The sequence below is a fragment of the Vibrio sp. 070316B genome, from assembly GCF_013114115.1.
Lineage (GTDB): Bacteria > Pseudomonadota > Gammaproteobacteria > Enterobacterales > Vibrionaceae > Vibrio > Vibrio chagasii_B.
In genome coordinates this window covers 272488-286305 of the sequence record NZ_VTYC01000002.1, presented here as the reverse complement: position 1 = coordinate 286305, position 13818 = coordinate 272488, and the positions used below count along the sequence as shown (strand labels likewise).

Sequence of the window (13818 nt, the reverse complement as noted above, 5' to 3'; positions counted from 1 at the left end):
CAATATCATAGTAACCATATTCAATACGCAGCATCTTACGACGCGAATCCAACCTATTTTTATTCTATACTCATGGCAGATAAGCTTTTCATTTCATGGAAGAATAATGATATTACCTAGGATTTTGGTACTTGGACTCTGCCTGTTTTCATCCCTCTCTTATGCGACTCCGTGGCAGTTCGTTAAAAGTGATGGTGGCATCACTATACATAAGCGTAATCACGGAAATGGTCTTGTTGAAGTTCGAGCGCAAATGCAGGTCGAAACCAGTTATTCAGGCTTTCTCTTATTGTTGGAAGACAGCGATAACGTACCGAATTGGATCGACAATGTGTCGCACAGTGAAGTGTTAATGCAAATATCTAACAATGAGAATATCGTCTACACCCAGTTCAAAGCTCCTTGGCCTGCTCGCGACCGAGATATGGTGACGTATTCGAAATATGAAGTAGAAGACGGTCAATTCACCTTAACCATCAAGGATGCGTCCAATTACATGGCTAAAGAGTCGGGGTATATTCGAATCAACGAGGTCGATGCGCTATGGGTTTTGCAGCCTCTAACCAATGGCCTGACCCACATCACCTATACGGCATATGCGAATGCGGGTGGTATTTTGCCTGACTGGTTAATGAATCGCTTGTCAGCTAACAACGCATTCAGTACCTTCAAAAAGCTTAAAGACCAGCTTCCAAAGTACCAAGGGCAACAGCACCCTAACCTGGGCCAATAACTCGACATCAGGTCTGGCTTAAGGCATGCGACGGTTAATTTCGTCTCGCCAGGTCACGCGCAAGGATCAATGCTAAGCCAAAGATCTGAAGAAAGAGCGCAATATTTTTATAGAGGGTCATCTGCTCTTCAAGAGCTTGGAGGAGTTCAGATAAGGTTAGATTATCAAGGTAGAAGTCATCGATACGTGTACGTTGTGATTGCTGAGCTTGGTTAATCAACATCATGATCTGAGAAAGGTTTTCGACGGTAATCTCTGGGACTTCGCCACTGACCCACGCACCAAGCTGACCACGCATTGCTTCTTCTAATTCCGGTGTCACCGCTGAATTTGAAGAGGTACTGATATCCATGTGCAGCAACATAGATTCACGCTTACGTTCTAAGGTTTCAATCGTATTCCAAGCCAACTGAATCGAGTATACATTGCCCTGTTGACGCTCTCGATACTGAGCTTGTTCAACCACCATTTTGTCGAGCACTAGGCTCGACACAACAATAGCCAGAATATTCAGCACTAAACCTGTTAATACAATCATCCATGGTTGAGGGAGGCGTAACGCCATGCATGTCCTTATATAAGCTTATCAAAAGGAAGATAAATCAAGTTTAGAACAACTAAAGACACCATGCTGGCAAAGGTCAAATACATGCCTTGCTTTCTTCCCTTCAGACTACGAGCGAGGATGCTTTTCCCATGAATAATACGACCAGCAACAAAAGCAACACCAATAACGTGGATCAGCCATACATTGGCGCCGTTGAACTCGAGCAACACCATCAGTATCACGGTAATCGGAATATAGTCCATAGCATTACTTTGAGCGGAACGAGCCACTTGTAACGATTCAACACCACCATCTGCGTGTGCCACTTGATTCTTTCTTCTTTGCTTAATCACTTCAATAGAAAGCCATAACATGACCAAAGTGAGCAACGAAGCATATAACGCTGTAACCATTATCATTTCCTACTGGTTAGTTTATTCGGCGGACTACCTCAACGTATCTGTATTCAGCAAACAAAGAGCATTCACGCCCGCACATGTGTAAGAGATCTCTCACAACAAACGTAAGAGATTACAATCAAGCTTCGCAGAAAAATCCTAGATTACAAACCCAAGCCCTTGTTTTGTATGAGTCCGCACAGTTTTTCTTAGCTTTGCCTTGAGATTATTTGCTTGAGGTAGATTGTGGGAGAAGCCTCCAGAGTGTTTAATATACGTGTCGACAGGGAGTTGGCAGGAACAGGAAAAAGCCTAATGGATTAGGTATCTTCAGGATGAAGATTTGATGACTTAGGATGAGTTATCAGCAAGGAAGTTATTGCTCTAGGATAGAGTCACTTGTCAGGATGATGAGTTTGCAAGGACACCGCTAGGAAGGCGATGGATTGGATAGGTTAAAGGATTTAGCCACGTCAAGGAACGATGCAGGGAGCACCAGTTACCTATTGAAAGATAAGTAACGCGCAGTAGCAGGATGGCTACAAAAAGAATAGACCCCGTTTGGTGAAAGCCAAACGGGGTTTCCTTTTTCTAAAGCCCAAGAAACTTCAAAAGCTAGGCTACAGAATAATGTTCATTAGGAACATCGCACCAAACGCATTCAACACTGAAATAGCGATCATCACTGGAATGTAACGGCCTTCAGTACCAATTGGTCCCATGATACGGCCCATGTATTGAACCTGTGAGCCCATCAAGTAAATAGCTGGCGCTAAGATCGCAATATGATTGCCATTCAAGATACCTTGGTCAAACAGCGTGATGACCACACCCACTGCACCGCCCATCGACATCCACGCACCGATCAATACTGCAGCTGCTTCACCCGGCAAACCAAACACCGCCATGATTGGAGCAAACACACTGCCCATCAGATCCAACGCACCCGTAATCTGCAATGCTTTGATGATTACAAACGCCATCAGAACGTTTGGCACTGTCGAGGTGGTCGCAATAACCCAGCCTTTCTTAGCACCTTCAACGAAAATATCAGTCACCATTGGTTTCTTTGCTTTTACTTCGCTCATTATGCTACTTCCTCTTCCAGTTTTTGTTCTTTGTCTGATTTTGGTTTGTCTTCTTTACCTTCAGTAATATTGAGGTAGATACGGAACAGGTTCGCGCCGACAAACTTAAAGATGAACATCACCGCCACAGCAAGACCAATAGATGATGTTACCGCGAGAGAACCGTCCATTGCGGTTAGAGTAAATAGCACAGCGCCAGACGAGAAGAAGTTAACGATCGCCGCACCTGCTGTGAATTGGAACATGGTAAAGACATCGGTTTCGCGCTTGGTTAGATGCCCTTCATCTTTAAGCTGACGTGTCATCGCGGCACCTGCATCGGTACTTTGTAAAGAAGCGATCAGTGCCAAGCCTGAGTTACCAGGAATACCCATAAGAGGACGAAGTAGTGGAGTAAGCAGTTTACGAGCCGCATCCAGTGCACCGTAGTGCTCAAGTACGTTGATCATACCCAAAGCAAACATCACGGTCGGAATAAGTGTCAAAGCAAAAATGAAACCGTCGCGAGCACCGCTACCGCCTTTACCACGTAAAGAAGTGGTAGCTGCTTGGATACCATCGGCGGATTCACTCACATCGTAAGCGACTTTACCAAATGAACCGTTAAGCGTCGTAAAATCGAATACGCCATACCATTCATTGGACTGCATTAAGCCGGAAAAAAACACAACCGCGAAGGCGAGTGCGATGTAACTACCGATCGTGACTTTACGATCGGTTTTCGTTGGATTAGTCATAAGGACCTCTATACATCTGGTTTGTATGGAACAGAACACGCATAGATAGTGCAAACTAATGAGAAGAAGGTTAATGACCAAAATCAAACAGAGTATCGGTTTAAATTAAAGATGATAGGCAACATATAAAACTGTGACTATGGTTTAGATATCGAAATATAAACTGACAAAATCCTCATATTTCACATACAAAACTAAATAAATTTTGCTGCAATGGCGTAACTGAAAGCATACAGAAGAGACACAAAAATCAGCGCCAACGGATAAGAACCTGGATAGTCCGATCTCTGATAATAATGTGAGAGATCTCTTACATAAATTTTTAGTTAAAATTTTATTTGATTATAATACAGATACTTAAATCATGACTTTTCTTCCAAAGCGCAACCGTTTTCATTCTGCTGATTGAGTTTTAATCCAAGCCGAATTCATGAGCCATTTTATAAAGGATTTGAGCTTGATTCGAAATTCCAGCTTCAAGAGGTGCTATAGACTTCGCGCAGCCAATATAGAAGGAAAATGGTGACAAAAATGGAAATGAGAACACTCAAATATCAGGTAATGGGTAAAGGCATGTGGATCACTGCCACGGTATCTCGCGTAGTTGCGGACAAACTTGCGATGGAATACCAATCCTATGGCTGGCCTGTTGAGATATGTGCTGCAGAACAAACAATGACGTTTGATCTTAATGCTGCATAATATTGGCGACACAGAATAAGCTCTATCGGCCCTAAATCCGGTAGGGCTTTTTCTTTATCCGCTTCTACATGCACGACCATATTTCGTTTGCATCACAGTCTCTTGCATCCCCTGTAATCGATTGAATTATTAAGATATCTATCACACTCCATGTGGTTATTTAGGTCTACGCTTTTACGCGTGTTAATAACTTATTAACTTTGGAGCGTAATCCATGCTAGGTATCCAGCTTTCTGTTGTCCTCTCTTTGCTGTTTTTTTCTACGGTAGCAAGTGCCGCCACTTCTCAGTTGGGAGAACCACTCAAGCTCACTAGCTCATTTGCTGGCTACCTATCACTGACCATTTTCGTTGTCGCCTACATCGTGGTGATGATGGAAGAGTATCTAAAACTCCGAAAATCTAAACCCGTTCTGCTAGCTGCTGGTCTGATTTGGATCATCATCGGTTTCACATACCAAGAACACAATCTGACTGAGGTCGCTAAACAAGCACTCGAACACAACTTATTGGAATATGCCGAACTGCTACTCTTCCTGCTCGTCGCCATGACCTACATCAGCGCTATGGAAGAACGAAGACTGTTTGATGCGCTGCAAGCCTGGATGGTCGGTAAAGGCTTTAATTTTCGTTCGCTGTTTTGGTTAACCGGCATTCTGGCGTTTTTTATTTCTCCCATTGCCGACAACCTCACCACCGCTCTGCTGATGTGCGCCGTGGTGCTTAAAGTAGCGGGTTCTAATCCTAAGTTCGTTAACCTTGCTTGTGTGAATATCGTTATTGCCGCCAACGCTGGCGGCGCATTCAGTCCATTTGGCGACATCACAACCCTAATGGTGTGGCAGGCTGGCTATGTTAGCTTCAGCGAATTCCTCCCGTTATTTATCCCTTCCGTAATGAACTATGTAGTCCCTGCGGTAATCATGTCTTACTTTGTACCCACCACCCAGCCCGACACAGTACATCAACACGTTGAACTCAAGCGTGGTGCAAGACGGATTGTGTTGTTATTTATCATGACTATCGCGACCGCAGTGGCTTTCCACGCTGTGCTGCACTTCCCTCCAGTGATGGGGATGATGATGGGACTCGCTTACCTGCAGTTCTTCGGATACTTCTTGCGTAAAACTCTGCCCAACTCGCTGGCGAAGAAAAAAGCAGTGGCGATTGCCAATAATGACGAAGGTGCGTTAAAACGACTCGGGTCTGTGGTGCCGTTTGATGTATTTCGAAGAGTGTCTCACGCAGAGTGGGATACATTATTGTTCTTCTACGGTGTGGTAATGTGTGTGGGCGGTTTGAGCTTGCTCGGATATTTAGAGCTGGCTTCGATTTTGATGTACAGCCAGTGGGACCCAATTTTTGCCAACATTATGGTGGGCATCTTATCTGCGATTGTCGATAACATTCCAGTGATGTTTGCTGTGCTATCGATGGAGCCACAAATGTCGATGGGGAACTGGTTACTGATCACCTTAACCGCTGGAGTTGGGGGGAGCTTGTTATCGATCGGTAGTGCTGCTGGTGTGGCCTTAATGGGCGCGGCGCATGGTAAATACACCTTCTTTGGTCACTTAAAGTGGATGCCAGTCATCATGGTTGGCTACGCCGTCAGCATCGCGGCTCACTTATGGCTTAATGGTGGGTTATTCTAGTTAGATGAGCCTTCTTGCTGCGAGGTTTCGACTCGTGTCCAGACGTTGCTCAATTGCATCGCTGGGCATTGGTTGCAAGTGAGCACCTCACCTTGACGTTGAATTCTCATCACCAAATCAGAATCCGTTCGGCTGCTTCCTGAATTCAGCTCAATGGTTATCAAATCGTCTTCAACGCTGTAGCTACGTGTCACTGTGTTATCCGTTGCCTGATAAGTAACTTGCCCCGACTCAAAAAGCAAATAGCTATTGTTATCAGTACTTTCATACATACCTTTAAATAGAACCAGCTGTGGAACTTCAAAAGGTTGACTGGTGTCGCTTAAACAACCTGTCAGTAACAGCGTACTACTGCAACTGAGTAAGAAAGGGATTTGACTATTCATTTGGGCATCCTTGCCTAGAGAACATGATTAAAGAATATGCAACCAAATAGGTATTTTCCACAATGTGACGATTTTATTGCAAAGTCACAGTTTTAAGGTCCCTAGGCTAAGTTCAACATTGCGAGGCATCACTTAACCCAAAAACAAATAACCAATATCTATTCTTGGCCAATTCCCTCAATCGCCAACAAGCGCTGTTTACGCTCTACTCCACCCGCGTAACCCGTCAACTTGCCATTTTTACCAATAACTCGATGACACGGAACAATCACTGATACCGGGTTCTTGCCATTGGCTAACCCCACAGCTCGCACCGCTTTTGGATTACCGATTGCGTCGGCTAACTGAGCATAGCTCCATGTTTCTCCGTAAGGAATAGTAGTAAGTGCGTGCCAAACCGATTGCTGAAACGGAGTGCCTTTGGCAGCGATCGGTACATCAAACTGAATAGCTTCTCCTGCAAAATAACGATCGAGCTGGTCTTTGACCGATAGGAAAATCGGAAAGCTATCTTCTTGTATACCTAAGTCTTCCGGTTTCGTTGTGTGTGTTTCAAACCAAACTCCGAGTAAGCCTTGCTCATTCGCCTGCAGAGCCACAGTACCTAACGGGCTGTCATAATATGTAAAACGGTTCGCCATGATTGCTCCTAACTTTGTATTGCGGACGTTCGCAAGTTACTCTTATTAAGACTGATTCCAACAGTGGAACGTAGCGTAACTGCCCCACGGTGAAACACTCTCTATATTGATAGCCGGTCGGTGCTCAATAAACTTCTTCACCACTAAATCACCCACTAGCAAATGATTCGGCTCACTCAAGCCACGAAGTAATGCGTATTGTATGGTCCAAGGGCCAATGCCTTTTAGGTCAATCCATTTGGAAGGGTGCTCGGCTTGGTTGTCGACCATGTATTCGGCAAAACGTTTTAGGGTTTCCTTTCGGCTTCCCGGCATTCTTAAGAAGCTTAAATCCGCCTCAGCTATTTGCTTTGGAGTCGGAAAGTATGTTTCCTCGTCTGCACCAGACAGCTCTCTAACCAACAGGTTCAGCTGACCAATCGCCGCAGTGACCGAAACTTGCTGACCGAGGATCGCCCTAACTCCGGCCTCCCAAGCACTCCACACCCCAGGGATACGAATGCCACTTCTGGCGACTAAGTTAGTATCTATCGTCGTAAAAAAGGCTTCAACTTTAGCGATGTCGACATCAAGGTCGAACATACGTCGAATATGGGCAATCAAACTTCGCAGCTGATTGATATCATCCAACTCAAACTCAATATCCAAGCTATTATCTTTGACTAAGGTCGCCTTGAACCAGCCCTTCGAGCCATTCACCTTAATCGTACGTTGGTAATAGTCCTCGCCGACCTCTTCTATTCCCTCAATCATTCTTCGTCGATAAAAGTCCAGCAAATGACTCCAATCTAATGGGCCATGAAAAGTCAGTTGGACGTGATTACTCAGACTGTCATCTGGTTTGGCTCGTCGAATCTGACTGGGTGAAAGCTTCAGCTCTTTTTGAAAGGCATCATTGAAACGACGCGTACTGTTGAAACCACTCGCAAAGCCGACATCTGTGATGCTCATACTACTGGTATGCAGCAACTGCTTAGCAAACATCAATTGGCTATACAGACTGTACTGCTTGGGCGACACGCCAATGTAAGTATCGAATAGGGTTCGTAAATACCGATCGGATATCCCTAAACGTGCTGCAAGATCGGTGATTGAGCCTGAACTCAATACGCCGTTATCGATCAGCTGCATCGCTCTAAGAAAAGTGGTTTCAACCCCTTTCCATGCTGGTGAGAAAGGAGCACTGTCTGGTCGACAGCGTAAGCAAGGTCGGTAGCCTGCTTTTAATGCCTGAGCCTGATGAGAAAAATATTCGACGTTCTCTTCTTTCGGTGGTGTTGCGGGGCAGATAGGGCGACAGAAAATACCCGTCGTTTTTACCGCAGTGAAAAACATACCATCAAAACGCGCGTCTCGCGCATAGCGAGCTAAGTGGCACTGCTCATTAGTTAACGTACTGTTGTGATGGATATTTTTCGACATACTCTATTCTTCCCTTTGGCCATAATTTTGGCTCCGATAACAAAAAGTTTACCGTGAATAACCACTGTCGCTAGCCACTTTCGGAACTGAAGGTTAGATAAATCACAAAAAAGGGTTTTATTTTTATCCAATTCGACTAAATTTAATCAAGAGAAGTCAATCTTCTCACAACGTCAAACGATAGGTACTTAGCACGCCAAAGATGCAGAGACCTATCGAATATAAAAAGGAAAAGGCTATGGTTCTTCACACGTGTCGTATTGTTTTATCAAACCAACAGGTTCTCACCAGTCAATCAGTCGAGCAATCACTCGGCTTTCTTGAAGAAAAAGCGGATCATGGGATTACTAAAATTGAGATAGACGCAACGGACGGACACACCATCCATTCGTACATGTCACACTCTCTTGAAGAGTCTATTGAAAACCTAATGAACCTATAAGTGTCCTGATAAATCTCTACGTGTTCTCACGCGATAGAAATAGGGTTACGCGTACCAGGCTTAAACAGTTTTCCGACTTAGAGCTTTCTCTAAATTGGGCAATATGAATATATCTGGTTTAAACAAAAAATGGCTCCCCAACTGGGAGCCATTTTTTATCTCATCAACACTATAAGTTGGTGGCAGATTGTAACTTTATTCTGGCGCTTGCTCAGCTGCTTGTTGCAATGTGTACGCTGTCGATGGGTCGATCTCATTAACCAACTTCTCGACCTGCATGATCGCATCGACCGAGGTGCTGTTTTTACGGTAGCTCAGATAAATCGGGCGATACCAATCTTCCACCCCTTTCACCTTATGCAACTGACCCGACTCGATAAACGGTTCAACAAGAGAAACAGGTAAATAAGCACTACCGCCTTTCTCTAAAATGAAATCAAGGGCGATACGAGCGGTAGAAGTGCGTAAGTACGGTGCTGGTACTTTTGGATGACGCTCTGCGTGCTCAGAACCAAAACGCGTTCCCCAATCGACATAAACATATTTATGTTGGAACACGGATTCCAGATCATCAGGCTGTGTCGACACCAAAACGAGTACTAAGTCAGCGACTTTTTTACAGTTCAGCTCTTCTGCTTTGATCTGGTCAAAAGCGAAAGCCATATCTAAGGTTCGTTCTAGCAAGTTTCGGTTCAGTTGCTCACGCCCCATCACCTCTGCCATAAAGCCGTAACCACCAAAAGAATCGGTCACGACGCTCAAACAGTTTTGCAAATACGCATCCCAAATATTCGGCGTGCCACCCAGTGTTAACTGCAAGGCTTTTCCGCTCTCTAATGACAGCTCAAACTTGGCCTGCTGTAAGGTTGAAACCATCACCTCAGCGTAACCAATCAAACGCTCACCGGAAGAAGTGAGCTTTATGTTATTGCGGTCACGAATGAACAACTGAGTATCAAAATAGCCTTCCAGCTGTTTGATTCGCGCACTCACCGCCGCTTGTGTTAAATACAAGTTTTCAGCAGCACGCCCAAAGTGGCGCACCCTTGCAACCTCAAGAAAGGTTCTAAAGACTTTCACATCCATCAAATACATCTCTGTAATAAATCTGCTAACAAGCGGATCTAGGATTGTTTATCGTAAAGGCAAAAACGTTTTGTTTCCTATTTTAGCCTTTTAACAATATTTTCGCGTGAGCAATAAACACTAATTTCTATCTAACCACATTACTGAGGCTGATATGTCTGAGACCGAATTCCGTCACGGAAAAAAACGTTTTTATGACACCATTAAATTCCCACGAGGGTTCGCTAAGTCGGGTGATTTTACTCTTTCAGAAGAGGAAATCCTAACCTTGTTTGGTGACACTATGCTTGCACTTGAGACTGGCGAACTTACGCCAACCAATGCAGAAGAAAAGCACTTCATTAAAGTGTTGTCTCACCCTCATAAGGCAAAGTCCAAGTTAGAGCGTGTTTGGTTGAAGTACATTCAACTGGCTCGTGGACGCCGTCGCTTTCATACCCTAAACGGCTGCAAACGCGGCGAGGTGCCTAGGGAAGAATACGACAGTGAGTTAGTGTTAGAAGATTAGTAAAATCGCTCAAAGTGATACCTCATCACTTTGGGCTTTTTTTTACCTTCAAGGTTTACACTTCAAACTCGCCTTTTCTCCGTAATTGGTAAGTTTAGCTAACCTAGTCAGTTTTACCAATATTTATAGATAATTCATAACGATAGCGTGAACAAAACGCTCATATTACTCAATCGAGTGAGTTTCTAACCCAACCCAGTTTATCGTTCACCATCTGAATCTTCCTTTTATCACGATAGTGTCACGTTGCCATCATTATTTTTCTAGGCTCAACTATACTCACAAGGCTCGCCAATAGACCGACTGTTTCAGAGCCTGAATTGAATCAACATCGCTGTATATGACAAGCGTATTAATCTTGTTTAACGCCACCAAATATCCATACAATTATTGTGCAATTTTGAGAGTTCTAGTCACAGATACGATGAAAAAAGTAAAAACTTGACCTAAAACAATAGCAGAACTCGATAACTTATTTTATAATGCGAATTAATGTTTCAGAACACTATAAAATTTAATTTCTAGGGGCAAAATCAATGAGACTTATTCCATTAAGCAACAAAGCTAAAGTAGGTAAATGGGCTGCTCGTCATATCGCAGATTCAATCAACAAGTTCGCTCCAACGGCTGAGCGTCCATTTGTACTAGGTCTTCCTACTGGTAGCACACCTCTAACTACTTACGCTGAGCTAATTGAACTTTACAAAGCTGGCGAAGTTAGCTTCAAGCACGTTGTAACATTCAACATGGATGAGTACGTTGGCATCGACCCTAACCACCCAGAGTCTTACCGCACATTCATGCACGAGAACTTCTTCAACCACGTTGATATCCAAGCAGAAAACATTAACCTGCTAGACGGTCAAGCTGAAGACATCGATGCTCACTGTGCAGCATACGAAGAGAAAATCCGTTCATACGGCAAAATCAACCTATTCATGGGCGGCGTAGGCATCGACGGTCACATCGCATTCAACGAACCAGGTTCTTCTCTATCTTCACGCACTCGTATCAAAACGTTGACTGAAGACACTCGTATCGCGAACTCTCGTTTCTTCGATGGCGACATCAACCAAGTTCCTAAATACGCACTAACTATCGGTGTTGCTACTCTTCTAGATTCTGAAGAAGTAATGATCCTTTCTCTAGGCCACAACAAAGCACAAGCGCTTCAAATGGCTATCGAAGGTTCTGTAAACCACATGTGGACTGTTACTGCTCTACAAATGCACCGTAAAGCTATCATCGTTGCTGATGAGCCAGCTCAACAAGAGCTAAAAGTTAAGACTCTACGCTACTTCCAAGAGCTAGAAGCTGAAAATATCCAAGACCTATAATCTCAGGTTTTGTTGAACGAAAAGCCACACATGTGGCTTTTTTTGTACCTGAAATTTGCGGTCGATATGCTGAGTTGCTTATTAGTTTAGGCAGTCAGAACGGACGACAATCTAGAGAATCATTTCCCATATAAGTCATGCGCAAATCAAAAGAAGTGTTGGTTGGAGTGAATACAAAAAAGCGATTCCTCAATAACAGAAACCGCAATCAATATTTATTCTAGGATGGGTAAAACAAGTTGTCGCGAGTTGTTGTGTCGCTAAGAAAGCGCCCAATAACGAAATCTAAGAACTCAAGGCGTTGTCGCGACATAAGGTGTTAATAATGTCTGTGATAGCCAAAACAATGGTCGACTTCACTTTCTGATGGTGTCGCCCTAAGAACATTTGAAGCATCGGGCCAGACATGGTTTCAACCATCTCTGCATCGTATTCGATAGGCATAATACGCTGAATCGCGTGCACCTTATTAAGCTCAAAGATCACGTCAACTTCAGTAAAGCTGGTGTCGTCGCCTTGTAATTTCGCCCACTCTTTCAAGGTAACGAAAACCTCTAAATCGTCATAGAGCTCTTTACTGATAACCCCAAGACCCAAGAGTAACTTACCACGAACCATTATCTCGCCTAATGGCCCACCGCTGTTGAGTAGCGGTTCAACAACGAATTTAATCGCCGTGTCGTCTTTCTTAAAGATGTTTTTTAAAACCGCATCCACCGTGTCATCCAATGCATCATAAGCTGCCATCAAGCAGGCGCTAGCACTCTCAGCTTCAGATAAGGCTTCGAGTAATTCAGTTTCATGACTAGGATGTATTGGCATAACGGCTCGGCAATAAGAAAGTGCCACAGGTGTGGCACTTTGATGATTTATCATTTCAATGCTAGATAAGCTTGTTCCGCTAGTTTAACAACTTCTGAGTCGATATTCAGCTCAGAATAATGCGTTAATGTCTCAGCAAAACCTTTTTCTGCGAACATTGCCTGAAGTTCAACCGCTTGAGGGTCATCTTCATTCTTGTAATGGAACGCAGCAGCGATTGCTTTTACAAGGTGCGCATTCGGTAGACCATACTCTAATGTACCGTTTAAAGGCTTAACCAGACGATCCTGTGGGCTCAGCTTGCGAATTGGCTGACGGCCAACACGGTCCACTTCATCACGTAAGAATGGGTTAGCAAAACGACCTAGAATTTTTAGGATGTAAGCCGCGTGTGCTTCTGGATCAAAGCCGTAGCGCTTAATAAGAACTTCACCGCTCTCTTCCATGGTTGCTTTTACTTCAGCATAAATCGCTTGATCTTCAATCGCATCTTTGATTGTTTCGTGACCCGCTAGCACGCCAAGGTAAGCGGTAACCAAGTGACCTGTATTAAGCGTGAACAATTTACGCTCAACGAAGGCCATTAGGTTGTCAGTGCACTCCATACCTGGGATGTTTGGAATCTCACCTTTAAATTGTGTTTGGTCTACGATCCACTCGCTGAACGTCTCAACCGTCACTGCTAGTGGGTCTGTTTCGCCTGCTTCAGCTGGCGGTACGATACGGTCAACCGCTGAATCAACAAAGCCAATATGCGCTTCAGTGAACGCTTTCATTTCATCAGAAAGGTGATCTAAAACCGCAGCTTTAAGCTGGCTAGTACCACGAACCATGTTCTCTGCTGCGATGATGTTCATTGGTGCAGTGTTGTTTGCTGCTGCACGCTTTTCAATACCTTGAGCAATAGACTTAGAGATAATCTTAAGAACCGTTGGACCAACCGCCGTGGTCACAATGTCAGACTCAGCAATGCAATCGACCACTGCGCTTGTTGCCGAGTTTACTGCTGTCACGTTCTTAACGATCTCAACAACGCACTCTTCACCCACAATCTTCACTGGGTATTCTTGGCGTTCAATTAACGCATTAACAACCGTTTCATTTACGTCAGCAAAAGTAACCTTCATACCAGCGTCAGCAAGAAGCTTACCAATGAAACCACGACCGATATTACCTGCACCAAAATGTAACGCTTTCATAATTTTGACCTTATAAATATTTGAATCTAGATAGCTAACTGCTCAACCACATGCCTGATGATTAACTAAAGACATTAAGCAGTAAGCTATTCAGACTGAATCTTGTTAAGACAGAT

At 44.0% G+C, this 13818-nt stretch carries 16 protein-coding genes; 6 read left to right on the top strand and 10 right to left on the bottom strand.

The genetic code is table 11. From position 1 onward, the window contains the following. Positions 1-106 precede the first annotated feature (106 nt). Positions 107-733 (top strand): START domain-containing protein, encoded by a 627-nt coding sequence (locus F0251_RS03685; RefSeq protein WP_105058695.1) that lies wholly within the window; start codon positions 107-109, stop codon positions 731-733. Between the two features lie 34 nt (positions 734-767). Here the strand turns inward: F0251_RS03685 and F0251_RS03680 are convergent, their stop codons facing one another. From F0251_RS03680 to F0251_RS03665, 4 genes are all read right to left on the bottom strand, one after another. Beyond that, on the bottom strand, positions 768-1298 hold the full coding sequence (locus F0251_RS03680; protein ID WP_105058694.1) for a DNA mismatch repair protein: 531 nt from the start codon (positions 1296-1298) through the stop codon (positions 768-770). An 8-nt stretch (positions 1299-1306) separates the two neighbouring features. Further along, positions 1307-1693: an MAPEG family protein gene (locus tag F0251_RS03675; RefSeq protein WP_105058693.1), complete on the bottom strand. Its 387-nt coding sequence runs from the start codon at positions 1691-1693 to the stop codon at positions 1307-1309. Between the two features lie 605 nt (positions 1694-2298). Next, positions 2299-2766 carry a YjiG family protein gene (locus F0251_RS03670; protein WP_004737023.1) on the bottom strand — a complete coding sequence of 156 codons (468 nt, stop codon included), beginning with the start codon at positions 2764-2766 and terminating at the stop codon, positions 2299-2301. Beyond that, on the bottom strand, positions 2766-3503 hold the full coding sequence (locus F0251_RS03665) for a nucleoside recognition domain-containing protein (protein WP_004737022.1): 738 nt from the start codon (positions 3501-3503) through the stop codon (positions 2766-2768). The genes F0251_RS03670 and F0251_RS03665 overlap by 1 nt, the downstream gene beginning before the upstream one ends. A gap of 531 nt (positions 3504-4034) precedes the next feature. On the opposite strand from F0251_RS03665, the gene F0251_RS03660 reads away from it, so the two are divergent. Both F0251_RS03660 and nhaD read left to right on the top strand, forming a co-directional pair. Then, entirely contained in the window at positions 4035-4205 is a 171-nt protein-coding gene (locus tag F0251_RS03660; RefSeq protein WP_171730350.1) for a hypothetical protein, read from the top strand. Positions 4206-4419: 214 nt separating this feature from the next. After that, entirely contained in the window at positions 4420-5859 is a 1440-nt protein-coding gene (nhaD, locus tag F0251_RS03655) for a sodium:proton antiporter NhaD (RefSeq protein WP_061032914.1), read from the top strand. On the opposite strand, the gene F0251_RS03650 is transcribed toward nhaD, so the two are convergent. The 3 genes from F0251_RS03650 to F0251_RS03640 all read right to left on the bottom strand — a co-directional run bounded on the left by F0251_RS03650 (position 5856) and on the right by F0251_RS03640 (position 8308). Continuing rightward, positions 5856-6245, bottom strand: coding sequence for a hypothetical protein (locus F0251_RS03650; RefSeq protein WP_171730349.1), 390 nt, complete (start codon positions 6243-6245; stop codon positions 5856-5858). The genes nhaD and F0251_RS03650 overlap by 4 nt on opposite strands. 158 nt (positions 6246-6403) lie before the next feature. After that, positions 6404-6886, bottom strand: coding sequence for a methylated-DNA--[protein]-cysteine S-methyltransferase (locus tag F0251_RS03645; RefSeq protein ID WP_171730348.1), 483 nt, complete (start codon positions 6884-6886; stop codon positions 6404-6406). 45 nt (positions 6887-6931) lie between these two features. Continuing rightward, the gene (locus F0251_RS03640; protein ID WP_171730347.1) at positions 6932-8308 is read right to left on the bottom strand and encodes an AlkA N-terminal domain-containing protein; all 1377 of its coding nucleotides are present in this window, start codon (positions 8306-8308) and stop codon (positions 6932-6934) included. Between the two features lie 238 nt (positions 8309-8546). On the opposite strand from F0251_RS03640, the gene F0251_RS03635 reads away from it, so the two are divergent. Then, on the top strand, positions 8547-8750 hold the full coding sequence (locus tag F0251_RS03635) for a hypothetical protein (protein ID WP_008216777.1): 204 nt from the start codon (positions 8547-8549) through the stop codon (positions 8748-8750). 195 nt (positions 8751-8945) lie between these two features. Here the strand turns inward: F0251_RS03635 and F0251_RS03630 are convergent, their stop codons facing one another. Beyond that, entirely contained in the window at positions 8946-9836 is an 891-nt protein-coding gene (locus F0251_RS03630; protein WP_008216778.1) for a LysR family transcriptional regulator, read from the bottom strand. Positions 9837-9990: 154 nt separating this feature from the next. Here F0251_RS03630 and F0251_RS03625 point away from each other — a divergent pair, with 154 nt between their 5' ends. Beyond that, positions 9991-10344: a DUF413 domain-containing protein gene (locus F0251_RS03625; RefSeq protein WP_008216779.1), complete on the top strand. Its 354-nt coding sequence runs from the start codon at positions 9991-9993 to the stop codon at positions 10342-10344. Positions 10345-10880: 536 nt separating this feature from the next. Then, positions 10881-11681 (top strand): glucosamine-6-phosphate deaminase, encoded by an 801-nt coding sequence (nagB, locus tag F0251_RS03620; RefSeq protein ID WP_008216780.1) that lies wholly within the window; start codon positions 10881-10883, stop codon positions 11679-11681. Between the two features lie 285 nt (positions 11682-11966). On the opposite strand, the gene F0251_RS03615 is transcribed toward nagB, so the two are convergent. Continuing rightward, positions 11967-12503 carry an MltR family transcriptional regulator gene (locus F0251_RS03615; protein WP_193777311.1) on the bottom strand — a complete coding sequence of 179 codons (537 nt, stop codon included), beginning with the start codon at positions 12501-12503 and terminating at the stop codon, positions 11967-11969. 50 nt (positions 12504-12553) lie between these two features. After that, positions 12554-13702, bottom strand: a complete 1149-nt coding sequence (locus F0251_RS03610; protein WP_116871072.1) for a mannitol-1-phosphate 5-dehydrogenase — start codon at positions 13700-13702, stop codon at positions 12554-12556. Between the last annotated feature and the right edge of the window lie 116 nt (positions 13703-13818).

What these genes read in the sequence shown, in the direction of transcription:
- F0251_RS03670 (WP_004737023.1), bottom strand. Translation starts at nt 2,766, where the DNA reads ATGAGCGAAGTAAAAGCAAAGAAACCAATGGTGACTGATATTTTCGTT.
- F0251_RS03635 (WP_008216777.1), top strand. Translation starts at nt 8,547, where the DNA reads ATGGTTCTTCACACGTGTCGTATTGTTTTATCAAACCAACAGGTTCTC.
- F0251_RS03665 (WP_004737022.1), bottom strand. Translation starts at nt 3,503, where the DNA reads ATGACTAATCCAACGAAAACCGATCGTAAAGTCACGATCGGTAGTTAC.
- F0251_RS03625 (WP_008216779.1), top strand. Translation starts at nt 9,991, where the DNA reads ATGTCTGAGACCGAATTCCGTCACGGAAAAAAACGTTTTTATGACACC.
- nagB (WP_008216780.1), top strand. Translation starts at nt 10,881, where the DNA reads ATGAGACTTATTCCATTAAGCAACAAAGCTAAAGTAGGTAAATGGGCT.
- F0251_RS03610 (WP_116871072.1), bottom strand. Translation starts at nt 13,702, where the DNA reads ATGAAAGCGTTACATTTTGGTGCAGGTAATATCGGTCGTGGTTTCATT.
- F0251_RS03645 (WP_171730348.1), bottom strand. Translation starts at nt 6,886, where the DNA reads ATGGCGAACCGTTTTACATATTATGACAGCCCGTTAGGTACTGTGGCT.
- F0251_RS03640 (WP_171730347.1), bottom strand. Translation starts at nt 8,308, where the DNA reads ATGTCGAAAAATATCCATCACAACAGTACGTTAACTAATGAGCAGTGC.
- F0251_RS03680 (WP_105058694.1), bottom strand. Translation starts at nt 1,298, where the DNA reads ATGGCGTTACGCCTCCCTCAACCATGGATGATTGTATTAACAGGTTTA.
- F0251_RS03650 (WP_171730349.1), bottom strand. Translation starts at nt 6,245, where the DNA reads ATGAATAGTCAAATCCCTTTCTTACTCAGTTGCAGTAGTACGCTGTTA.
- F0251_RS03660 (WP_171730350.1), top strand. Translation starts at nt 4,035, where the DNA reads ATGGAAATGAGAACACTCAAATATCAGGTAATGGGTAAAGGCATGTGG.
- F0251_RS03685 (WP_105058695.1), top strand. Translation starts at nt 107, where the DNA reads ATGATATTACCTAGGATTTTGGTACTTGGACTCTGCCTGTTTTCATCC.
- F0251_RS03675 (WP_105058693.1), bottom strand. Translation starts at nt 1,693, where the DNA reads ATGGTTACAGCGTTATATGCTTCGTTGCTCACTTTGGTCATGTTATGG.
- F0251_RS03630 (WP_008216778.1), bottom strand. Translation starts at nt 9,836, where the DNA reads ATGGATGTGAAAGTCTTTAGAACCTTTCTTGAGGTTGCAAGGGTGCGC.
- nhaD (WP_061032914.1), top strand. Translation starts at nt 4,420, where the DNA reads ATGCTAGGTATCCAGCTTTCTGTTGTCCTCTCTTTGCTGTTTTTTTCT.
- F0251_RS03615 (WP_193777311.1), bottom strand. Translation starts at nt 12,503, where the DNA reads ATGCCAATACATCCTAGTCATGAAACTGAATTACTCGAAGCCTTATCT.